Raw genomic sequence first — 24,219 nt, forward strand, 5'->3', positions numbered from 1 at the left:
GAATACCAGTACTGCTTTTTTACGGTGATTTTCTCGATAAGATACAAGTAAACGGGATGAGAAGAGATTAAGAGCAGATACGAGTAACGGGTAAACGGGATGCGAAGATCTTAAAAGAATAGACGCGGGTAGCGGGTAAACGAGTAACGAAGAGATAAAAAGATGAAGAGCGGATTCGAGTGGTGTTTTTCATTCTCGCCACTCGTATCTGCCTTTTAGCTTTTCGTTACCCGATTACTCGCATCTCGTTACTGCTCTTTATTTCTTATCGCTCGAATACGCGTAGTTGTAGTAGCCGTATGAGCTTGATGCTTTCTTCTCGACGGCGTTGAAGATTACGCCTTTCACTTCAATACCGGATTGTTCGAAACGGTTACGAGCCACATCGATCTCTTTAATGGTGTTTTGGCCGAAACGCGCCACCATTAATGTGGTGCCAGCAAACGCACCAACAATGCTTGGGTCGGTTACCGCTAATACTGGCGGAGTATCGACAAGCACCAAATCATACTCTTTTGATGCCCACTCCATCAGCTCGGCAAAGCGTGGGTGCATAAGCAGTTCCGATGGGTTGGGTGGCACTTGGCCGCGCGTAATAATGTCTAGGTTTTCGACTGGTGTAGCTTTAACGGATTGCGCAAACGCTTGTTTGTTGCTCAACAGATCAGACAGGCCGTTTTCCGACTTCAGACCAAAGCTTTGCTGTAGGTAACCCTTACGCATATCGGCATCAATCAACAATACCTTTTGGCCTGTTTTGGCCGCTACGGCCGCAAAGTTGGTCGAGATGAAAGATTTACCAATGCCCGGAGCAGGGCCAGAGATCATCAACACATTGTTTTTGGCTTCAAGCATCGCAAAGTGCAAGCTGGTACGAAGGCCACGCAGCGCTTCCACCGATAAGTCTGCCGGGTTAGATTCTGCTAGCAGTGCTTGCACGCCTTTGGTTTGTATTTTCTTCGATTTAAAGCGGTTGGTTAGCTCAATCTGTAAATCGGATTTTGGTACCGCCGCATAAACGGGTAAACCAATCTGTTCAATTTGATCTGGGTTTTCAACACCGCGGTGGAACGCCGCCTTCACGAGTACAAACGCCACACTCAACATACCGCCTAGCAAGGTCGCTAAGACTACAATCAGTGGCTTCTTAGGTTTAACAGCACGAGCATACGCTTGGGCGTCGTCTAGGATTCGAACGTTACCTACGGTGCCCGCTTTAATAATGCTCAGCTCTTGAACTTTGTTTAACAGCTGAATGTAGATTTGTTGGTTCACTTCTACATCGCGTGTCATACGCAGCACTTCACGCTGTGTTTGGGGTAGCAGTTGGATATGTTTATTGAGGCGCTCTTTCTCGCGTAACAGGGTTTTACGTTTATCAAGCAGTGATTTATAAGCGGGGTGATCTTTAGTGAAGCGCTGGCTGATCTCGCTCTCTTTAAACGTCAGTTCGTTCAATTGCGCTTCTAGCTCTACCATTACCTTGAGCGTCGATTGCGCTTCTAAGCCCAGGTCGATCGATTCGTTCTGTTGGCGGTAGTTGTTGAGTGTGTCTTCATAGCCGGTCAGCTCAGATTTGATACCCGGTAGGCGTCCCTCTAAGAATTTCAGGCTGTTTTCGGCTTCCGCTGAATTGCGCTCCACATTTTGCAAAAAGTAGATCTGGCTAATGTGATTAAGAATGTCCGTGATCTGCTGCTTATCTTCGCCTTCAAAGCTCAGCTTCAGGATACCGGTTTGTTTCCCTTGCTCAGACAAAGACAAAGATTGTTTCAACCATTCGATTGCTTCCAATCGGCTGCGTTGACCAATCGAGAATTCAAAACCGTTGTGAGATTCAAACCCAGCCACAAACAGGCTGTAGTCGTCTGCTGTTGCCAGCTCACCCACTTTACCTTGTAGGATAACGCGCTCATCATCACGCACCAGTTGGTAAGTGCCTTGCTGGGCATCCAGGATCTGGATGGTGTGTGAGTCATCGCTCGCATAGCTTGGCAAGGTAAAGCGGCTGACCGCAATATGGTTAATGTCACCGGTTAAGCGTGCAAAGCCTTTACCAACGATCGGAGCGTAAATGGGGGCCGTCACCGTGGTAAGGTTAAATTTATCGACCGTTTCACCTAAGATCATACGCGATTTTATGATCTCGATTTCGGTGGTGGCTGATGACTCTTGTGAGAATAGCTCACCCATATCGCCGACCATAGAAGAGATGCCGCCAGAGCTCTTCTCTTCAATTTGAATCAGCGCATCGGCTTTGTAGATCGGTGTTGAAAGCAGCGCAAAGGCAATACCCAACACAGCAAAGACGAATGTGATGAGCATGATTAGCCATTTGGCATCTAATAAGAGACCAAGCAGTTTTCCTAAATCTATCTCATCAGAGTTATCTGTATGCGATGGCTGGGAGGGTTGTGTTGTCATTGGTTTGCTACTTCCTAAATGATTGCTATTCAAGAGGGTGAACCACGTACCTCTTGTCTAAGATTCTGTTATTGCTGCCTTTGTGACGGTTCGACGCTTCGACGGCTCGACGCTTCGACAGTCAATGGCGTATTCGCGGATTCATCGCGAAACCTCAAACTACAGCTTTTTTGCCCACGCTTGCGCGGCTTGGTTTATTAACTGATAAGCGTATTCAAACGCTTCACGGCTTTGACGATGCGGATCGGGAATGTCTTTCTGACCAATCCACTGGCCGAACAGCATGGTTTTACCGCGTGCTTCGGGTGAGATCTGAGTGAGCGCTTCTAAATGGCCCTTCTCCATCACCAAGATCAAATCGTATTGCGCACACAGCTGAGGTGTCACTTGTTGTGCCTGATGGTTTTCCACATCCACGCCATTTTCTGCTGCGATTAAAATCGCGGTCTCATCGGCTGGCTTACCGAGTAAACGGCTTTTTTCAGCCGCGATTCCGGCAGAAGCGATCGCTTTGCCTGGAAGTAATTGTTGAAGAACGCGCTCCCCCGTTGGAGAACGGCAAATGTTGCCCACGCACACGACTAAAATTTTATTAAACATAGCTGTCTCTAATTGTATTGGGCTTGAACTCCCAAGCGACTTCAATAAGCAGGATTCAAGCATCCCGAAGTGACCTGGGTATCAATATAAAAATCAGGCCGCATTTAACATGCGACCTGATTGCCATTGTCTCTTAGCCTATGGCCAAGTACGAATACGATGTATACCATCCGACAGGTTATTAAATCCGTTGATGGTCGGCAACAGTTGGCCAATTACGCGGTTCCAACGAGTGATTGGTGCGGCCGTTACGTAAACCACATCGTAAGGTTTTAAATCAAATTCGGTACCGATCACGAGCGCCGATGCGTCGGCAATGTCTAGCTGGTAGATGTCGGCCATGCGTTCTGATTTATCATCAGAAGTACGAATCACAAACACACCGGTTGCGTCTGCCGTCAGTTCGTTAATACCACCGACATTGCTGAGCGCTTCCGTTAGGCTCATGCCAACGCGGTCGATCTTAAGCAATTTAGGCTCTTTCACTTCGCCCATCACGAAAACTTTCTGATTATCGTTACGCGGCACGTGAACAATGTCACCCGCTTGCAGTAGGCGGTTTTGCGTTAGATCACCACGCTGCATTAAGCCATACAGCGATAGGTTCTCTTCTACCCCGTTGCGCGTTAATGACACATTGCGCCAATCGGCATCTTCTGAAAGGCCACCGGAACGGTTAACCGCATCAAGTAGCGTTAATGGAATATTGGTGATCGGCTGCTGGCCCGGTTTAGACACTTCGCCCGTAATGTAGGTTTTTTTAGAACGGAACGCCGCCACGTTAACATCCACTTGCGGGCTTTCGATGTATTTAGCCAAACGCGTCGCGATGTCAGCTCGAATGTCACGAACGGTTTTTCCTGCCACTTCTACCGTACCGATGTAAGGGTAGAAGATGGTGCCATCGGCATGTACCCAGTTACCAGCTTCGGTGCTACTACGGTAAGAACCGGCTGGAATGGTTAGTTCTGGGTGATCCCAAATGGTGATATTTAAGATGTCACCGACACCGACTTTGTATTCGTATTTTGCGATGTCTACGTCTAAATCAAGGTTCGCTCTTGAAACCGACAGTTCGCCCGTTTGGTAAGTCGATACGGACTGTGCAGTCAGCGGGTAAACGTTCACCACTTCAGAAATATCAGACTCTTGCTGATCTTCAGAAGCCTGAATCACATTCTTGCCACCCGTAGATAGGTGACTACCTGGAGTCGTACAGCCTGCAAGTAATACAGGAAGGAGCGCCAAAAGGAGACGATTTTTATTAATCTTCATGTTAACCAAGTTCTAGAAACGGAATGTGTTGTGATACCCCAAAGGACACCCAAGTGAAATTAAGCGAATAATTTTATCCATTACGCAAGATTCATTATCTACAAGAATTTATCTATTATCAACCTAGTTGAATGGCTAAAGCGCACATTCGAGGTGAGGGTAAACAAAGAGACAAAAAACATAACGGCCTACGAGTAAACGAAGGGGGAAGAGCAGGTTCAAATATCGATGATTCGACACCGTTCTTTCCCTGATCTTCGTATCCCGCCTACTCGTTACCCGCCTCTGCTTTCGATCTACTGAACGCGACTTGGCCTTTGGAACCAAGGCGAACGCGCATCGGTTTGCTCGAACAAGTTGTACTGCTTATTCAATACTTGGCCACCGTCACGCGTGATCGGCAACCAGGTGAAGCCAGCGCGGCTTGAGCTTGGTTTTACAGTCATTAAATCAAACGGAATCGACACGTAGAAGCCTTTGTTATAGCTGCCTTCACCGTACTCTTCGGTTGTCATATCGGTTAGGCTGACAAATGCACCAGCGATCACACCACTCTTGAACTGCTTAGAGAAGTCGACACGAGTACCGATATCACCCGCCAAGAATTTACCCACTCCCACTTGTAGCAAGGTATCGCTCAAGAAGTCCCATTGTGGGGTGTAGTAACCAGTAATAAAGCCAGTGGTGCCTTTGTTGATCACTTTGTACGTTCGGCTACGGTTATCTGGGTTAACTTGGACCGCTTGATCAAACGTACCAAACCAGCTTTCAGGATCTCGCTGGCTTATTGCCGTCATGTCGGCGCCAATCGCCCAGTTTTGGTTGAATGGTCGATACAGGATTTCGCCACCGACACCGGCGAACATGCTCTCTAAGTAGCCACCGTAAGCTTGAGTGTAAATACCGCTGCCGTAATCTTCAAACCACGTCAGTTGTAGGCGATCTAAACGGACCGGATCGTCAACGTAAGAGCGGAACAAGGTACGCACTCTTGGGGTTTGGTCGGTGCCATCTGACGGAATAGCATAGTTAAACTTGTCGTAGTTATCGATTAAGTTAACGTAAAGAGAACCCGATAATTCAACATTATTTAACGCCCAGAACGACGCATTAGTGTATAAACCCAAACTGTATAAGTAGAAGTTTTCAGCCGAGCCGAACGATTGAGCAAGGTTAGGTGACACCGACACATCAAAGCGTTCACGACCATCATGGTAGATCACCGCTCGCTTACGCTCCAGTTCATGGGTGTGGGTTGCATCACTGGTTTGAGCATTGAGATAGCTATTATTCGCTGCCGCTTTAAACGCTTGAGCGTCCACCGTTGTTTCAGTGAGTGCTAGCGATTTGTCATTTTCAATGATTTTGTAGATGTCGATGTAACTGGGTACCGCGTTGGCAATCACGGTCGCACCGCGCTCAAGGGCGATGTCTCTGTCTCGGTATTTCACCTGATTGCCTTTTACTACAATGCTGTTATCGTCAACCAAGATTTGTGCTTGTTCATAGCCAGCGATCGTTTCAAGATCTGCCGCGAGGGCGGCCATGTCAATATCGTCCACCGTCTCGACACCGCTTGGGCGCAAGTCTGCGGTGTCCGTATCTCGCCACACCGAGTGCATGTCATTGAAGTTAGTCGAAAGATCAAAGCCAAGGGTTAAGGTATCGCCTCGCTCATAGCTCACTTTGGCTGAGCCCCAATCGGTAAAACGGTACACCGCCCCCAGGTTCCATGGCGTGTGCTGTGTCATGTCGACACCCCCACGCACCACCGGGAAGTCTTGAGAGTAATCGTTGGCATCGTATTCAAGCTTTAGGGTGAGCGGCTTATAAGGGGTTTGGTATTCCAAGCCACCATAAATGGCGGCATCGCCTTTAAACCAGCGCTCAAAATCGACACTGCCGCCCTTACCTTTATAGTCAGACGGACGATTGCAAAACTTGTCACTGGCTTTACACAGTGGATTCGTGAAGTTACCGCTGGTGCCCATGTATCCCCAAGCCATGCCCAAAGTCACATCCAGCGGGCCAAAGCGTTTGCTGGCCGCGGCAAATTCGCCATCAAACAAACCGGTACCGCCGAAATCACGTACGCCTACCGACACTTCCGGCAAATAATACCCCTCTTCGATCAAGCGCAGTTTAAAATCGATGCCTTTATCGGTGTATTTCGTACAACCACTGAAGTTATTTTGCGAGCAATCTTGATTCGCCCCCCCGCTATAGAACAAGTCTTGCACTTGTGTATAACGTATGGTGGTTTCCAGCCAAGGCATCACCTGCAAGCTAACATTGTAAAAGTAGTATTCGTTATTAAACGAAGCACTCACGTTAAACTCGCCTTCTGGTGCCATGCGCCCTGTTGGCATTTGCATTAGGCCAACACCACCAAAGTTCATTTGTGATGTTCTGTATTCAGTGGCGTCGAATGGTGCTTTTTCTGCCCGAATCGAAGAGGAATCAATGGCTGTTTCAGCAAAAAACGTCTCTGCAAATACTGTTTGCGCAAATACCGAGCCACTGTTGGCCATTAACAAGGCGCTGATCACCGATGTACACACCACCGATAGAGGGAATGATTTCTGTTTCAGCATTACAGGCCAACCTTATGACGTAGCAAATCGACGATATCCTGGTTCAACGTTGAGTATTCTGATGGCAAAGAGTCGAACGCCATAAATACGATGGCACCGGGTGCTAAATAAACCGGCTGTTCGTTCCAGTATGCATATTGAATGGTTTGTACCACGCCATCTGGCTGAACAACATATGCCACGCTTTTATCCGCTGATTGACCAATAAAGCCGCTTGGCAATGCGTCGAGATAATCATTCAAGGTGCCATGCTCTATCAGGTTCATGGTGACCGACTCTTTCATTGCCCCCACCAACTGAATTGTCGTTGGTCGTTTTGGTAAGTACAGAGCAAACCTTTGAGCTTGAGTTGCCGATGTTTTATCTAGATTAGAACGGGAAACCAGTAGCGGGTTCTTACCTGATTGCGAGATAACCGCATTGCGGTCTAATTCAATAAACACTCGATTAAGATATTGGAAAGAGGCTAACTGTTGCTTGACTTGTTTTGCTTCTGGTTCTTCTACCGAAAAAGCGTCAAGCTGCTTAAATACACGGCGCTTTTGGGCTTCGATATCTTGGTTAAGTCCGTTGGCTTTGGTATTGGTTTTATCAAACAATTGAGCTGAAAGAGGGAAATAACCAATACTGCTGCTGTTAATCAGATTAGAGCCAGCAGTCACGTTAGAGCTCGCGTTCGCGTCGTCTAACACCTGAAGCAACCGTACGTTAGTTTCATACTCAAGCGTCACGCCTTGAAGAGGAAGCTCGATGGTTGTTTTAACCGAAGGCGGAACAACGTCAGACGCCGCAGAAGCGTAGCTGAAAGTACACAGAGATAACAGCGCACTCAATGTCAACAGAGCTCTCATTGTTAACGTGGCTCTCATTGTTAACATAGCTCTCATTGTTAACATAGCTCTCACCGTGAATAAAGTTCTCACCAATGACAACCGACGCCCCGTCATTTTTGATGCGTGACTCATATAATTCATCATTTTCGTTCATTACCCTGTTTGTTAATTGCTTTGATAAGGCTTAAGCACGGTTAACTCAAGCCTTGTCATATCAGGGCCTAAATACTGTATGGTTTTGACCACTTGGCCTTTGCTGTCGACCCAATACTGGTTGGTGATCTCTTGCTCTAACATCGGGAAGTTCACTTTTTCTTGAAACTTCTTGGTGTCGATAGACGCTAACGGTGTTTCTACCGTTTCATTCCCTGCATAGGTGCGGGTGATGTTTGCTTGATAACCGAATCGATAGTTAGGCTGCCAGTCGTAAACCGCTTGCCACTTTTGGGCACCGGGGTTAGTGGACACATTAAACGCAGAAGAAGAGTCTGGTGACGAGTTGTTGGCAGAAGAGAACACATCCAACGGTTGGAATACTAAACCACAGAGGTTTTCGTAAGGCAGCAATAGCGTTTGTACGATACGTCCATTTTCAGTGACGATCATCGCTTTATCAGAAGACATCCACTTTAACTGCTCGGCACCCGTTTGCGGGTTTTCACCCACATAAGCCAAAACCATGAAGATTTTACCTTGGTCATTCACTTCCGCATAAATGCTGGAATACGGCAAGGTTTGAATGTATTCCTTTGATAGCTCAACATCGGAGCTTCCAAAAAAGGCTTCATTAACAGTCGATTTAACGTCTTGAAACTGCTGAGAACAACCAGCAAGAAAAAGCCCGAGAGATAGGATTAAAGGTTTAAGCATGACGAGTTCTGCTTCCTAGCAACCTGGTTGCTGCTGTCCAATGGAGAAATGAATTAGATATAAAAAAACCACTTTATGCTTGCACATAAAATGGTTTTAAACGCCTACTCACAAATTATCGAGTCGTTGTTGTCGTTGTTGCGCCGCTTTCGTTAGTAGCAGCCGCTACAGCGACTGCTGCTACTGCTGCTGCTGTCGCTACTGCTGCTGTTGTTGCTGTGCCAGCTGCTGCTGCTGTAGCAGCACCAGAACCCGCGGCTGTACCAGTAGTTGTGCCAGTACCTGCCGCTGCCGTAGTTTCAGCAGCAAACGCAGCACCTGAGAAGCTAACTGCTAATGCAGCTACTAGAGCCATCTTTTTCATAATGATTTCCATTAATATAAACGTTTATATGTAGAGGATGATTTTCGCACCTTCAATCAGTTGCTCAGCTTAAACAACTGACTGGACATCATAAATAATAACCACAATCAAGTAAATGGATAAACCATAAACAATGTCTTATCTTTGTTCAGTCTAGAGCATAGATGACACAAAAGCCTAGGGGAAATGCTCACTAAACCCTGTCGCCAGCGCCTTTTCCTAACACGGTTTGAATGATGTATTGAAAGTAACGCTTGGTCGTTAAATTTTTAAGCATACGTTGATCCCATTGTGCTAATAGCTTGGGTGTCGACATATCGATATCATTGATTTGAGCCAACCCCGTAACACCAGGCCTTACCGCCAGCACGCCTCTCGATTCTCTCTCATCGATAAGTTCGTGCTGGTTGAATAAGCATGGTCGCGGGCCAACTAAACTCATTTCACCTTTCAGAACGTTGTATAACTGTGGTAGTTCATCCAATTTAGTCTTGCGCAAGAACCCGCCCAATTTAGTCACTGAGCTCGCCCCCACCAAATGAGTAGCTACTGATTTTGTTTCTACCGGCATAGTGCGGAATTTCACTAAGGTAAATGGCTTTTTGTTACGCCCGACTCGAGTTTGAAAAAAGACTGGAGAGCCTGTGTCAAAGTAACCAAGAATACAAATGACAACAAAAACAGGCCAAAGGAACAGCAGGCCAAACAGTGCAAAAAAGAAATCTAATAAACGAATCAAAACGGATGCCTTAAATCTGATAAACGAATATTGTGAATGCCGTAACTGACATTCGTTGATAAAGAGTACCTGACTCAGTTACGGATATGAATGATGCTAATTAGCTGAATCACATCAGTGTGACTTCAAGTATGCTTCTACGGTTTTATTAATCCCCTCTTCGAAAGTCACCGGAGGGATCCAACCCAAGATCTCTTTTGTACGGCCAGTTTCCACTTGAAGGTTGCCACATACTCTTTGAGCTAAATGCTGCTTTCGCAATACAGACGCGCCACCCCTTATCCAAGACATTGGAATCGGTAAAAGCCTCGGTGATTTATCCATTGAAAGCGCAATAGCGCTTATTAGTTGACTCGTCGAGACATCCTGGTTGTCAGAAGCCAAGAAGGTATGCCCGGGCGCAGAAGGGTGCTCACAACAAGTTAATATTAGACTTGATAAGTTATCTACATATACCAAGCTTCTCTTATTATGAATCGCGCCAAATGGAAGCGGGATGCCCTTTTCAACCAAACGCATCATTGATAAGAAATTGGCTTTCACACCTGGCCCATAAACCAGAGGGGGCCTAATAATAACGACTTCTAGGCCTGTGTCTTTTGAGAGCTTCGTTAGCGCAACTTCCGCTTGAAACTTACTCAAACCGTAAGGGTCTTTCGGGATGTTATCTAGATTAGGTAAAAAAGGTGAACCAGGTTCGGTAAACTCACCGTTAACTTTAATAGAGCTGACGAATACAAACCGTTTAACACCAGCTTCAGCGGCTTGCTTCGCTAGATTCAAAGTGCCAAGGGTGTTGATATCTCGATAGGCAGCCAAAGCATCTTGCTCACTTTCATTCATTTGATGCACGCGTGCAGCACAATGAACAACACAATCTACACCTTCGAATGCATTGGACCAGTCAGTTTCCGGCCCAATAGATGAAACCCAAAAGCAGTTGGGTTTTGTTCTGGAACTCTGACGTATCACAGAAGCCACTTCCCAATCGCGCGCTTCTGCTCGCTTAACCACTCGAGCACCCACAAAGCCTGTACTACCCGTAACCAAAAGTTTCATAAAACATATCGCTCAATAATCGAACAAATAACAAACAAAATAAACAGTAAACCGATTGGCTAGCACATAACAACCAATTACATCTAGCTTACCGCACTTAAGAGCATTAAAATATCGTGAATAAAATATTCAGTTGCCGTTTATTCGGCTGAAGTTTACGGAATATCAAGGAATATCATGATTAAACCAATACGAGCGATTCTCAATACAAAGCGAAAGAATAAACGCTTAATCAGTATTGGTTACGACATCTTTGCCATAGCAATGTCTGTATATCTTGCGATTGCTTTGAGGCTGGGAACATATACATTTGAGCTAGGGCTGGACGAGTGGGTCACACTAGCGTTGACAATTTCGATAACGGTATTTACTTTCGCCAAACTTGGGATGTACCGCGCAGTACTGCGCTATATGATGTTTCCTGCCGTCGGTAACATTTTCCTTGCAGTCTTTATCTCGTCTCTCACATTAGTGATGAGCGGATTCTTTTTTCAAACCTTTATTCCAAGAAGTGTTCCATTTATCTACGCCGGGCTAGCGATTCTTACTTTAGGTGGACCAAGGATAATGATCCGGACTGCCTATGACCAACTCATTAAGCGCAAAAAACCAAATGTATTTATCTACGGTGCCGGGGCTACTGGCCGAGAACTTGTCTATGCGCTAATACACGGTGATGAGTATAACCCAGTTATCCTATTAGACGATGACCCAAGCAAAAAGGGCAACATTTTATTTGGATTAAAGGTCCATCACCCTAGTGAATTTGAGCATCTTCAATCGCTTTATCAGCCAGTGAAACTGTTGCTTGCGATGAACAACATTAACAAAGGTGAGCGTCTAAGATTGGTAGAGAAATTGTCACACTGGCCAATCGCAGTACAATCTGTGCCATCTGTAGAGGACATAGCTGCAGGTAAAGCGACTGCGACAGAGATCAAGGATCTCGACGTAGCTGATTTATTAGGAAGAGCGCCTATCACGCCTGACAATGGATTGCTGGCAAAAAATATTCATAACAAGTGTGTTATGGTAACCGGTGCTGGTGGCTCCATTGGTTCAGAGCTGTGTCGTCAAATCTTGGCGCAGCAACCGAAAACATTAGTTCTGTTCGAGCTAAATGAGTACAACCTATACAAAATTGAACAAGAACTATTTTCTACTAAGAAAAACTTAAAGAGCCAGACTCAGATCATTGCCGCCCTAGGTTCAGTCCAAAGGCAAAATCGTCTTGAAAAGTTGATCAATACATATGAGATCGAAACGTTATATCATGCAGCCGCCTATAAGCATGTTCCGCTAGTCGAGGATAATGTTGTTGAAGGAATTCGTAACAATGTTTTTGGGACACTATCCTGCGCACAAGCCGCTATAGAGTGCGGTGTGAAGAATTTTACCCTTATTTCAACCGACAAAGCCGTAAGACCAACGAATGTGATGGGAGCGAGTAAGCGGATGGCTGAACTCGTTCTTCAAGCGCTTGCAGATAAAGGGACAGATACTGTCTTTACCATGGTCAGATTTGGTAATGTGTTAGGCTCTTCAGGTTCAGTTGTCCCACTATTTAAAAAGCAAATTAAAGCTGGCGGCCCTGTTACGGTTACTCACCCGGATATTATCCGCTATTTCATGCTAATACCGGAAGCTGCACAACTTGTTATTCAAGCTGGCGCTATGGGTAATAATGGGCAAGTTTTCGTACTGGATATGGGCGAGCCCGTTAAGATTCTAGATCTTGCAAAACGCATGGTACATTTAATGGGGATGAAGGAAAGTTCAATCTCGGATGAAGGAGATATAGAAATAAGATTTACCGGCTTAAGGCCCGGTGAAAAGCTCTATGAAGAACTTTTAATTGGTGACAATGTTGAAGGCACTAGCCACGAAAAAATCATGACGGCAATGGAAAGCAAGCTTAATTGGCCTGAGATGCAGGTACTATTGAAAGAGCTAGACGAGTGCTGCCATGATTTTAATGTAGACTGTATAAGAAGAATATTGTTAAAAGCGCCCACAGGCTACTCTTCTAAGATTACCAAATAGGTACGGAATTCCAAAAATGCTCTCTCGGAATATTTAACACATTTATCGGCCTTTAATAGGTCCAATTAAATAGTATAAGATACGTCAGAACACAGAGCTAATCCATTATATTAAAGTCTCATCCCAAAAACTTGAGATACACTGGGAAAATAAAAGCAAGCTACAGAAAGGGTTATTTATTTATTTATTTATTGCACCACGCTTTCTGTATCATCAGAGTCAATCTTTTTTAACAATGGTTCATATATTCGCTCTAAGGATTGACCTGACTGAACCAATAGCAAGTTATCGACAAAGTCCCTAACGAACCCATCCCCACCGTTACAATCAGATACCCAATCGCTGGCCTCAATTGTTAAGGTATGAGCATCGGCTGGACTCACAGCTAACCCACACTCTTTCATAATAGATATATCTAGAACATCGTCGCCACAAAAAGCTATCTCCGAAGGTGCCACATTAAAGCGCTCACAAATGCCCTGCAATTTAGGCAGTTTGTTCTTACAACCTGTTTCAATCACATCAAAACCAAGCTGCTTACAGCGCTCCGTTAATGCCAAACTTACCTTTCCTGAAATAACGCCAGTCAATATTTGGTGAGTTCTCAAAAGCTCTATTGCTAACCCATCTTTTACATTGAAAGCCTTTACCAATTCTCCCTGATCAGACATGTAAATAGTGCCGTCAGTCATAACACCATCCACATCAAATAAAACCATTTTAACTGGACACTTAACACTTAATTTCATATTAACTTAACCATTTCATCTAATCTTTGAATGCGTGAAATATAGCAATGAAAAACCGCCTAATCACACAAGAGTCAAACCAAAAATCTAGTAAGCAAATTTTTATTGGACCTGCTTACTAGAAATATTCATATTTAGTAAATGCTATTTAATATCAATTATCTTAAATGACTTAATCAAATCATCAACTGCTTTAACCTGAGTTAGAAATTCTTCTAATTTGGGCAAAGGGAATGCAGACGGTCCATCACATTTCGCCAAATCAGGGTTAGGGTGTGCTTCCATAAACAAGCCGGCAATCCCTGTAGCCATTCCTGACAGGGCTAATTCAACAGTTTGATCTCTTCTGCCACCAGAGGCTGTACCAGAAGGGTCTCTCATTTGAAGTGAATGTGTCACATCAAATATGACCGGGCTGCCGTTAGAAGATTTCTTCATTACGCCGAAGCCAAGCATATCTACTACTAGATTATCGTACCCCATACAAGAACCACGCTCACAAAGTATGATATTTTCATTACCACACTCTGCAAACTTATCAACGATATTACCGACTTGGTTTGGGCTCATAAACTGAGGTTTTTTAACATTAATCACCGCACCTGTTTTAGCCATTGCTTCTACCAAGTCTGTTTGACGGGCCAAAAAAGCTGGTAATTGAATGACATCAACCACATCCGCAACTGGCTTAGCTTGTTCTTCCGTATGAATATCGGTGATAATTTTCACACCAAACGTATCTTTTAATTCTTGGAAGATTTTTAGCCCTTCTTCCATACCTGGTCCTCGGTACGAGTGCACAGATGAACGATTAGCTTTATCAAATGAAGCTTTGAATACGTACGGAATACCAAGCTTTTCAGTAACTTTCACATAGTGTTCACAAATTTCCATTGCTAAATCACGTGACTCTAAAACATTCATACCACCAAAGAGTACAAATGGTTTATCGTTACTAACGTCAATATTCTTAATTTTCACAGTTTTCTGATTCATAATATTACTCAATTTCGGGGTTCTAATAAGTTTCTAATTCTTTCAAGATCTTCTTCAGTATCAATGCCATGCTCAGGATTAATACAAGCTTCTTCAATAACAATTTTAACTCCATTCGCAAGAGCTCTAAGTTGCTCTAATTTCTCTAAACTCTCAACTGGATGCTCAGGAAAATTTGTTAACTTTGATAACGTATCTACTCGATAGGCATACAAACCTATATGTCGATAGTAGTTACCCTTAGGCATGCTCTTTTTAACTATGTCAAATTCATCCCTTGGATATGGAATAGGAGCACGGCTAAAATATATGGCCGAATCTTCTTCTCCTACTGCAACTTTAACCACATTCGGATTAATCAAATCACTATATTGATCAATTGGTTGCATTAAAGTAGCAATCCCAGCGTCAGGATGTTTTTTAAGTAAACTAGCAACCTGTTCTAATAATTTAGCAGGCATCATAGGCTCATCGCCTTGCAAATTAACGACTATCGCATTATCAGACAGTTTCAAAATATTTGCGGCTTCCGCCAACCGGTCTGTACCAGACTGATGTTTTTCATCGGTCATAATACCAATAGCACCTGTCGATTCAGTAATACTGAATATTTCATCACTATCAGTCGCAACATATACATTATCGGTCACCGTTGAAGCACAATTTATCGTATGAGCAATAACAGATGACCCGCCTATCAGTTTTACAAGTTTCCGAGGCAAGCGACTCGATCCTATACGAGCAGGAATAATTACATGAAAGTCAGACATTTAGGGCTCCAATATTTAGATTAAGTATTCTTCGTTCTACCAAGTACTTTAGCTATACTTTGTTTTATTTTTCTTAAGGTAATTAATGCTCGTAGCTTTTGATCTTTAACTTCAATAGCTCCCGTTCTCATTTGAGATAGCCTTTCAATTGCTTGTTCAGTAGTAATCGCACTTCGTGTTGCTGGATCAACATATGTTGAGTACTGAATCAACACACAAAACACTAAGCTTTCAATAGTGTGTCGTGAAGATCTCCGATCACAACTTACTTTATCGGTTGTTAATCCCCAACCAGAATAAAAAGGGACACCATAGGTTGTAACTTTTTTATCTCGCAATAAAGCCTCGAAGCCAGTTAACGAGGTCATAGTATGAACTTCGTCCACCATATCTAATAACGAAGCCATCGAAATATCGGTTTCAATTAGGTCTGCATCTTTAGTAAACTCGCCTTCCCAATTACCGTCATCGCGTTGACCTGCAACAACATCAGGATGAGGTTTATAGATAATAAACGCTTTAGGCTCAGTTGCCCTCACTTGCAAAAGCAACTCTGCATTTGTTTGTATTTTTGGTGAGCCGTATCTTATCGACGCGTCACCTTCGACCTGACCAGGAACAAGTATGATTTTTTTATCGGCTGGTAAGTTTAACTGCTTACTACTACCTACGTTATACTTGGTGAGGTTTGCAGCAACCAACTTTTCGATGATTTGTCTAGCTCGCCTTAAATCCCAGTTAGAACAATTCGTGTATTGCAAAATATTTTCAAGATCACTTGCACAGGTCGAATCAAAGTATATTCCCAGTTTATCTAAAACTAGTGATATGGGTCGGTTAAAATTAACCCCTAGCCCTATAGAGCGAATAAAACCATCCTCAATACTATAAGTGTGGGTCATATCAGAGTGTCTACCCCACGTTAACGAATATTTTGATGAAGGTGCTTTACTTACATTCCATGCGTTGAGGTAATCATTAATCCAACTTAGTTTCCACCATGATAACGAAGAAACATTTGCAGATAACGGTTCATTAGCCAAATATCTCAAAGAATCGACCAAATATGCAATGGTATCTTCTATTTCACAACGCTTACCTAAAATTGGATCTACGTAGCGTGCATACTGAATGTAAGCTGCATAAAATATTTGATCTAGTGTACGCGTTTTCCCTCTTCGATCTATTTGAATCTCATCATCGGTAAGCCCCCATCCTGAATAAAACGGCGCTCCAAAGCAATGAACATTTACGCCGCCCATTAGTGCTTCAAACCCCATCAAGCTTGATACTGTATATAATTTTTCAGTACTTACTAGAAAATCCCAAGGGTTACATGACCCAGAGTAAATTCTAATATTAGGATGTTCGAATGGAAGTGGATAAAGAAAACCTTGTTTTTTTCCGCAGACTACATCGGGATGTACTTTTACCCAGATGACATCATCGGGATGATTTTTTATCGCTCTTGTTAACATATTAATAAAGGTTTGTTCATCAGCCATCGCCCCCACAACAGATGCATCACCTTTCGTTTGATCAACAACAACAATTTTAGGTTTTGAACTTATTAATTCATTATCACTTTTCAGTTGATTGTATTTTGACAACCTATATTGTCTTATTGCAGCGATACACGACTGACTTCGTTCTAGCTCGCATGAGCTTACGCCATTACTATCCAATATTAGATGTTCAAGCTTTGAGGGCTTTCGCGCATCATAATAAATGCCGACTTCGTCGATGACTAAACTTAGTGGATCAGCTCCTTGCACACCCAAGCCCATCGAACGTAAAAAACCGTCTTCAAGAGCAATATAGGTTAAATGATGGTTAGTCGCATAATTTCTAGCTTTTAAAGCCGTAGATTTGAACCCCCACCCAATTACACTAGTAACATTTCTATTAGTTATATGTAACTCAGGAAAAAAAACGTCAAGAAGTGATAGCTTTTTTATGCCTCTTGAAAAACATTTAGCAGCGTGGAAATTCATTTAAAATACCTAAATTACAACTTGAATTCTACGTATTCAACAGGTTTATTTAAAACCCCTTGAAGGGATAATATAAATTTATCGACATCTTCAGAATCAACCTTGTTCTTTTCATTCATATCTTTCAGGTCAAAGCTCCACCAAGATGAACAAATTAGTTTATTTATAACTTCACTGTTAAATCTATATTTGATATGTTTTGCTGGTACACCACCAACAATACTATAAGGTTTTACATCACTAGTAACGACTGCACCAGCAGCAATAACAGCACCATCTCCTATGGTGACTCCTTTCATTACAACTGCATTTAAACCAATCTAGACATCATTACCTATAATTACTGTACCTACTTTAGCACTTTTACTTTCAAAGTTTTCTGTTATTTTAAGAGCACCATCATCAAACTTAAAAGGCCCAGAGTCAGAAAAGGTAATAGGAGAAGTAGAGAACGTACTTGTCGGGTGCTCAAATGGGCCAATGTTTACATTTGGTGCAATTGAACAATAACGACCAATAATAGCATCATTAATTTCACAATCTCTACCAGCATAACTATACATGCCTAACTTTACTGTTCCCTTGATAAAAGAAGATGATATAGCAACGGGAGATTCGTAAAATAATCTACCTGTAATTCTTTGGGGAGACAATGTTTTTATGTTTTTAATCATTAGCTTTCACCTGAAGTTTTATTCATTTCAAAATATAAATAATCTATAACACTCTCAATCTCCGACTTTTCATTTTTTACCGGGTCATAATATCTGGATAACAGGATATAACTAACGTAGAATAACTCTTCGATACTTCTGGAACGACATCTACGTTCAAGACTAACATTATCCTTAGTTAATCCCCAGTTAGAGTAAAACGGTAGAGCGTATGTGTGTACTTCCTTGCCTGCCATTAATGCTTCAAATCCCATACCGCTAGTTACACAAAAAACTTTTTCTACTATTTCAAAAAGAGAGTGGGGGTTAACTTCATAATCTACTAAATATAAGCGTTCAGAATCTTTCAATAGTTCAAGATGAGAGTCATCATAATGGGAACCTTTACCACCTATTGTAGCATCCGGATGCCTTTTAATAATTACGTCATATTCTGGATACAAAGTCATTGCATCATCTAACATTTTTGCAAATGACTCAGATGATCCTTGACCAAACGCTATTGATGCATCGCCAAATCTCTGATCGACTATTAATATCTTTTTATCTCGCGTCCCTATGTTAATTTTTTTGTAATGGACATGATTATACTTAGATAGCTTGTAGTCAACTATCTTATCTATACATTTTCTAGCCCTTTCTAACTCAATACCTTGAAATAATCTACTAGAATTTAAAATATCCTCCATCAAAGAAGGGCGCGTAGAATCATAATATGCAGTTTTAGTGTCCAATAAAATTGACAAGCCTGGCTCTTTTGATAAACCTATATTCAATGATCTTAGAAAACCATCTTCAATTATGAATAGCTTCTTTCCGAATTTTCTTGAATTTATTATCTGCTTTCTCTTTTTAAGATTATCAGAGATACCCCAGTTAATAAAAACATCAGTTTTAATTAAATCTAGATTAGAATTTGCACAATATACTGACTGGGCGTCTAACATATCAGAAACATAAATATTTGATTCAGTAAGATCGTTATTTAGACTTATGTTGAGTTTCTTATAGGAATCGCTATCTATATTAAACAATGATTCACTTGGTTCATAAATAGAGAAATCAAGATCGCCCGACAAAAACTTAACTATATTATCAATTGTCTGATAACCAAAACCTCCATTTGAAAATAAGTATTCGGCTCGTTTAAAATCAATTTTTCTCAGAATTTCATTGGGGTTTAACAGTGCAATTGAAACCAATTTATTCATTTCAACATCATTTTTGCATATAGGTATATTAACCACATCCCATATCTGATCAAAATCAACATACTTAGTAGATATTGCTGGCTTATTTAAAAGCAGAGATTCGAATAGCATTGTACTGTTAACTGACATTACAAGATCTGTATGTATTATAGACTCTTCTGGAGACGTTAAATATGGCAATCCATCTGTAACAATCAAAGTAGAATTTTGGATAGTATTTTTATTTTCAAGATCTAAGATAGCATCATTTGATGGTGGTAACCTTATTATCAACTGAATATTGTTATTAATGCAGTAACTAGCCAAGTCAGCTATAGCGTTATTTTGAGACTCTCTAGCTTTTGACATATCAAATTGAGAGTCTAACGGCTGACAGGCATACAGAATAGTCTTTATATTTTCATCAAGACCATAAATTTTAAAAAATATATCCCTGGTAATTTCGGGTTTATAATCAAAGTAGTTACTAAACTTGACTGAACCAACAGGAATTATTCTCTCTTTCGGATAGCCTCTTTCGATGAATATATCGCGATGTAAATCCCCCCAACACATGATAAAATCACTTATTGGCACATTTGTTTTTGTCGCTTGATCTTTATAGTATTCGTTTCTATCAGCAAAGACGCCCTCATGAGGAATCAATATCGTTTTTATTTCTAACTCCTTACATGCAGAACAAATAATACGCATGGTCGAGTTCCAATCCATAGAGAACACTACAGCTTTAATTTTATTTCTACGTGGAGCCAAGTAAGACAAAATATGCTTTCTAAATGTATCTGGCTCTTCTCTAGAAAACCTATTAACACTACGTCTTATCGCAGGCTCATGAATTTTGTCATTAATCCATAAAGGGGTGAAATTTACTTCTGATTTCTCAGAAATAATTTCTATCATTCGATCGCCATGACTTTTAATCCAAGGAATATATACTAACGAATCATCTTTAAAATCTGAAGAAAATGAGATACAATTTTTGGACTTAGGTTTAGGTTTAATTTCAGGTTTTCTTGCAAGACTTTGACTATACTTTTTATAAACACCAATTGGGTTATTTATCAACGTTTTTATTTTTCTTTTAATCACTGGATTACCTATAGATCAAATAACTGAACCAAACCTGAAATTTGATTAGCTTGATTTAAAACAACTACTGATGAAATAGAATTAGCGTACATAAGCTCTTCAACTAGTTGTAGTTTCTCAGTTTCATAGCAAGTTATAGGCTCTCTAGTCATTACATGTTCAGCCTTTAATTCGTGCAAGTTTGTATCTTCTGTTAATGAACGACGCAAGTCTCCATCAGTAATAATTCCAACTAGCTTCTCTGCCTTGATAACGATAGCAACACCTTTTCTAGATTTATTAATTACTGAAATAACATCAAGAAGAGAATCATGAGAATTAACTACAGGCAGGTTAGTTGTATGCATAATATCCTTTACCATTGTTAGCAATCGCTTTCCAAGCGCCCCCCCAGGGTGATATTTAGCAAAGTCGTTCGGCTGAAACTGACGAACGTTCATTAAAGCAACAGCTAACGCATCACCCAATGCAATAGTAAGTGTGGTTGAAGTCGTGGGTGCTAGATTATTTGGGCAAGCCTCACTCGTTTTAGCTAGTAATAACGTTGCATCGGAATTCTTACTCATAGTAGAAGTCTCGCAACCCGTAATAGAAATAATTTTATTACCAAATGACTTAAGCGAAGGAATCAATTGTAGAACTTCATCAGTTTCACCACTATTTGAAATCAGTATGATCACATCTTCACTTGTTATCATCCCTAAATCTCCGTGAAACGCTTCACTAGGATGAAGGAAGAAACTAGGTGTACCTGTTGAAGCTAGAGTAGCAGATATTTTTTTGCCGACATGCCCAGACTTACCCATTCCGCATATAATCACATGGCCTTTACACTCGATCATGTAGTGGATTGCTTTTTTATACTCCGCTTGATTCACGTTTTGTGCCATCAACTTTAAAGCTTCTGATTGATGTTCAAAGGTATCAATAATAGTATCTATTACGGCTATTTTCTCACCTGATTGTAAGTAGTAATCATTTATATCTAACGGGTTCATGTGATTCTCTGCACTAATTTTTTATGTTATTAAAAATGGGTTAATGTTTTTTTGAGCTTATGATTCAACGACGTTAAATTATACGAGTATCCAGCACCATGTACTAAATATTCATACTTTAAGTAGTTAATAAAACTTTTCCTGTTTTGTTTTGACACATTACTGGTTTTACTTATCCATTCTGACAATGTCGTAGCTGTTATTTTTTGCGCTACTTCTGGGTATACATAAATTGATTCTCCCAAAATTCCAAGTGGAGTATCAGTATAAAATACATCAATAGCCGCACTTGAATTGACTGTAATTGCATGAGTGGCCTGGCTAGCTAACTCTTTGACACACCCATTAACAAAGTACGCAATATCACTTTGTAATTTGTAGTGATTAGTGTCCAACGGGTGCTTCTTAATAGCTAAAACTTTTCCCGATTTTCGACATTGGTTTTGCACTAATTCAATAAGCTCTTGATTACTATTAAATTGGCTATGAACTAGCATTTGTGAATCATCTTCAAGCTGAAGTAAAAGTAAAACAGAATTAGAATTTAAATCAGATGTATCTTTTTCATGTGGTTTAATACGCTTTCTAAATCGTTTTAAATACCTAATAATCGAATATTCATTGTGACTATATTTGAGGATATTCTGAGGTAAAAGTATTCGTTCACAATGATACGCTATCAAAAAACATAAAAAATTCCAGATTGCTTTCCATGAGTCATGCTTACCAACTGTCGCAATTTTACTTAAATACTGCGGGCGCGAGTAGTGGTCATGAATGCTAAATTCAATATATCCATTTGCGTTTACTCCTCTTGGGTCTAGTACCGTTGTATGCGGCCTAATCAACCCTTGTTCCGAGACTAAGTACTCAATGTTAAGTTCTTTACATACCGAAATAGCGACAGCATGATGCCAAAGCGTATCATTTTGACAGATCACAAGAGAGATTTCTTTTTCCAAAATATATGCTTTTAAGGCCAAATAGAACTTAGCCATATACTCAAGTTCATCAACATTAAGTTCGCGATTTTCTCGTTTTTTGACAAACGAGTGATGGAATGATTTCAAATCTCTAATTTTACTAATGTCTTTGTTACTTACACACTCTTCAATCCCTTCAATCAACTTTGTAGCAAGAGTGACGCTAAAACCGGATAAATAGATTTTTTTTGCATTCGTTGATACAATAGCAAAACTTTCTTCAGCGACAAGTTTAGAAATTTTGCAATATAAATCTGAATACGCTGGTTCTAATGATAATACTCGATACATTTTACGCATTATTAAATTCTGATAGATCAATGCTTCTATTGCATATTCTATTAATTTGTCTCTCGCTATGGGATACAAATAATACTGTTTGGTTCTGCCCACCAATATGCTCTAACATTGCCTTTTCGGCTTTTTCTCGAAAATCTTTATCACCAACAGATAAAATTTCATCAATCATAAGAATGTCAACTTTAGTAATGAGTCCAGCAGAAAAGCCAAGTTTAGAACGCATCCCTGATGAGTAGGTTCTTACTGGTTGTTCAAAAAATTTTCCTAACTCTGAAAAGTCTTTAATTTCATTTGCTTTTTTGATTGCGTCTTTCTTACTAAAACCATTGAACATGCTGCTTAAAACAACATTATCTCTTCCTGTAAGTTGATTGTTGAAACCTAGCCCCAACGATAATAAAGCTCTCGTTGTTCCCGGAGGCATTATGACATCACCTCTATCTGGCGACAGAACACCAGCCAATATTTTTAAAAGCGTTGACTTACCCGACCCATTTTTTCCGAGAACTCCAAATACTTCTCCTCTTTGAACCTCGAAACTAACACCGCTTAAGGCCTTATGCTTAAATGTCTTGAATAGACCAATACGAGTTTTATACTCTAGATGAATATCTTGAACTTTAAGAATAGGTTCGTTCATGAAAACAACACCCTAGTAATGACATTATTAAAACGTTTAAATGCAATGAGACTTGCAATCAATAATAAAATTGAGACAACTAGACATGGTATATAACGTTCAAAATCAACTGGGCTATGATAAATTAAAACCTGTCTAAAACCATCAAGTAAAGCCGCGACCGGATTTAAAGTAAATATCAAATCTCTTGTAGCTGGATCTTCTATGTGGTTGATATCCCAAAATATTCCGGAGCCAAACATGACCCCCATCATCCCTAGTTGAATAAGGTTAGAAAAATCTTGGGCCATCGTTACAAACAACGAACAAATAAACCCAACCCCACAAATCAATAAATATGTTAGTAACAACAAAGGGATAAGTTGCCAATATCCTAAATAGACGCTATATCCTTGAAATTGTAAAACAGAAAACAACAATAAAAAAGAAATCAGAGCTTTGTAAGTGGACTCTTGTATATTAACTAAAGGAAATATCCACTTTGGCAATGCTCTTTGCCCGATAATACCTTTATTTTGATTTAAACCGGTTGAAGCCATGATCACGCTTTTTGAAAACCACAGATAAATGATTTTCCCTACTATCAGAAATGTAACAAAGCCAGGCCCCCCTCTTTGTAATAAAACTTCAAAAACAAAATAAAATAGACTTACAAACAAAAGTGGCTCAAGCACCCACCATAGATAGCTCAAAACAAGTTTATTGGCTTGAGCTTTCATCTTCATTTTAGCTTGCATGTCAATAAGCTGGAAGTAGCGCCAAAGATTAGCAGAATTCATCCTAATTCCTATTCTAGTAATTATTTCGTAACCGTTTACAAGCCTCTATCGCTGGGCAACTGCATGAATGCTTGTTTTTCTAAAAAGCTCACCCAATAGGGCGCCAAACTACTATTTTTCACCGTTAGGCGAGCTATCCGTTCGCATTTGGGTAAGCTACCGCCCTTAGGTTTGGCTCCTAAAGGCAAAGCAAAACCACTTTTGCGTGGTTTACGCAGTTTCAATTAGCCTTAAT

Annotated in this window: 19 protein-coding genes and 1 pseudogene; 1 reads left to right on the forward strand and 19 read right to left on the reverse strand. The window is 41.1% G+C overall.

Annotated elements, in window-relative coordinates; all coding sequences use genetic code 11:
• Window positions 1-258: 258 nt before the first annotated feature.
• From ACTRWI_RS01330 to ACTRWI_RS01370, 9 genes are all read right to left on the reverse strand, one after another.
• Entirely contained in the window at window positions 259-2,424 is a 2,166-nt protein-coding gene (locus tag ACTRWI_RS01330) for a polysaccharide biosynthesis tyrosine autokinase (RefSeq protein WP_499128744.1), read from the reverse strand.
• A 159-nt stretch (window positions 2,425-2,583) separates the two neighbouring features.
• The gene (locus ACTRWI_RS01335; RefSeq protein ID WP_499128745.1) at window positions 2,584-3,024 is read right to left on the reverse strand and encodes a low molecular weight protein-tyrosine-phosphatase; all 441 of its coding nucleotides are present in this window, start codon (window positions 3,022-3,024) and stop codon (window positions 2,584-2,586) included.
• Window positions 3,025-3,162: 138 nt separating this feature from the next.
• On the reverse strand, window positions 3,163-4,299 hold the full coding sequence (locus ACTRWI_RS01340; RefSeq protein WP_499128746.1) for a polysaccharide export protein: 1,137 nt from the start codon (window positions 4,297-4,299) through the stop codon (window positions 3,163-3,165).
• Window positions 4,300-4,595: 296 nt separating this feature from the next.
• On the reverse strand, window positions 4,596-6,893 hold the full coding sequence (locus ACTRWI_RS01345; protein ID WP_499128748.1) for a YjbH domain-containing protein: 2,298 nt from the start codon (window positions 6,891-6,893) through the stop codon (window positions 4,596-4,598).
• Complete coding sequence (locus ACTRWI_RS01350; protein ID WP_499128750.1) at window positions 6,893-7,771, reverse strand: capsule biosynthesis GfcC family protein; 879 nt, start codon at window positions 7,769-7,771, stop codon at window positions 6,893-6,895. Before ACTRWI_RS01350 ends, ACTRWI_RS01345 begins: the two co-directional genes overlap by 1 nt.
• A 120-nt stretch (window positions 7,772-7,891) precedes the next feature.
• Window positions 7,892-8,596 carry a YjbF family lipoprotein gene (locus tag ACTRWI_RS01355; RefSeq protein ID WP_499128751.1) on the reverse strand — a complete coding sequence of 235 codons (705 nt, stop codon included), beginning with the start codon at window positions 8,594-8,596 and terminating at the stop codon, window positions 7,892-7,894.
• A 115-nt stretch (window positions 8,597-8,711) separates the two neighbouring features.
• Window positions 8,712-8,960 (reverse strand): hypothetical protein, encoded by a 249-nt coding sequence (locus ACTRWI_RS01360; RefSeq protein WP_499128752.1) that lies wholly within the window; start codon window positions 8,958-8,960, stop codon window positions 8,712-8,714.
• A 193-nt stretch (window positions 8,961-9,153) separates the two neighbouring features.
• A complete protein-coding gene (locus ACTRWI_RS01365; protein WP_499128754.1) occupies window positions 9,154-9,699 on the reverse strand; it encodes a sugar transferase in 546 nt (181 codons plus the stop codon).
• A gap of 114 nt (window positions 9,700-9,813) precedes the next feature.
• Window positions 9,814-10,758: a UDP-glucose 4-epimerase family protein gene (locus tag ACTRWI_RS01370; RefSeq protein ID WP_499128755.1), complete on the reverse strand. Its 945-nt coding sequence runs from the start codon at window positions 10,756-10,758 to the stop codon at window positions 9,814-9,816.
• Window positions 10,759-10,935: 177 nt separating this feature from the next.
• On the opposite strand from ACTRWI_RS01370, the gene ACTRWI_RS01375 reads away from it, so the two are divergent.
• Window positions 10,936-12,801, forward strand: a complete 1,866-nt coding sequence (locus tag ACTRWI_RS01375; protein WP_499128757.1) for a polysaccharide biosynthesis protein — start codon at window positions 10,936-10,938, stop codon at window positions 12,799-12,801.
• Between the two features lie 188 nt (window positions 12,802-12,989).
• On the opposite strand, the gene ACTRWI_RS01380 is transcribed toward ACTRWI_RS01375, so the two are convergent.
• From ACTRWI_RS01380 to ACTRWI_RS01425, 10 genes and pseudogenes are all read right to left on the reverse strand, one after another.
• Entirely contained in the window at window positions 12,990-13,550 is a 561-nt protein-coding gene (locus tag ACTRWI_RS01380; RefSeq protein ID WP_499128759.1) for a KdsC family phosphatase, read from the reverse strand.
• 144 nt (window positions 13,551-13,694) lie between these two features.
• Window positions 13,695-14,546 (reverse strand): 3-deoxy-8-phosphooctulonate synthase, encoded by an 852-nt coding sequence (kdsA, locus tag ACTRWI_RS01385; RefSeq protein ID WP_499128761.1) that lies wholly within the window; start codon window positions 14,544-14,546, stop codon window positions 13,695-13,697.
• A gap of 8 nt (window positions 14,547-14,554) precedes the next feature.
• Complete coding sequence (gene kdsB, locus ACTRWI_RS01390) at window positions 14,555-15,316, reverse strand: 3-deoxy-manno-octulosonate cytidylyltransferase (protein WP_499128762.1); 762 nt, start codon at window positions 15,314-15,316, stop codon at window positions 14,555-14,557.
• Between the two features lie 20 nt (window positions 15,317-15,336).
• Window positions 15,337-17,310, reverse strand: a complete 1,974-nt coding sequence (locus tag ACTRWI_RS01395) for a capsule polysaccharide biogenesis protein (protein ID WP_499128764.1) — start codon at window positions 17,308-17,310, stop codon at window positions 15,337-15,339.
• A 178-nt stretch (window positions 17,311-17,488) separates the two neighbouring features.
• Window positions 17,489-17,660, reverse strand: a pseudogene (locus ACTRWI_RS01400) (DapH/DapD/GlmU-related protein); the annotation flags it as partial.
• A gap of 323 nt (window positions 17,661-17,983) precedes the next feature.
• On the reverse strand, window positions 17,984-20,284 hold the full coding sequence (locus tag ACTRWI_RS01405; RefSeq protein ID WP_499128766.1) for a capsular polysaccharide export protein, LipB/KpsS family: 2,301 nt from the start codon (window positions 20,282-20,284) through the stop codon (window positions 17,984-17,986).
• A gap of 8 nt (window positions 20,285-20,292) precedes the next feature.
• Window positions 20,293-21,282: a KpsF/GutQ family sugar-phosphate isomerase gene (locus ACTRWI_RS01410; RefSeq protein WP_499128768.1), complete on the reverse strand. Its 990-nt coding sequence runs from the start codon at window positions 21,280-21,282 to the stop codon at window positions 20,293-20,295.
• 29 nt (window positions 21,283-21,311) lie between these two features.
• Window positions 21,312-22,565: a capsular polysaccharide export protein, LipB/KpsS family gene (locus ACTRWI_RS01415; RefSeq protein ID WP_499128769.1), complete on the reverse strand. Its 1,254-nt coding sequence runs from the start codon at window positions 22,563-22,565 to the stop codon at window positions 21,312-21,314.
• Window positions 22,558-23,205 carry an ABC transporter ATP-binding protein gene (locus ACTRWI_RS01420; protein ID WP_499128771.1) on the reverse strand — a complete coding sequence of 216 codons (648 nt, stop codon included), beginning with the start codon at window positions 23,203-23,205 and terminating at the stop codon, window positions 22,558-22,560. The genes ACTRWI_RS01415 and ACTRWI_RS01420 overlap by 8 nt, the downstream gene beginning before the upstream one ends.
• Entirely contained in the window at window positions 23,202-23,984 is a 783-nt protein-coding gene (locus ACTRWI_RS01425) for an ABC transporter permease (RefSeq protein ID WP_499128772.1), read from the reverse strand. The genes ACTRWI_RS01420 and ACTRWI_RS01425 overlap by 4 nt, the downstream gene beginning before the upstream one ends.
• Window positions 23,985-24,219: the final 235 nt, after the last annotated feature.

This window comes from Pseudoalteromonas sp. G5_S1_14_S5 (assembly GCF_054968605.1).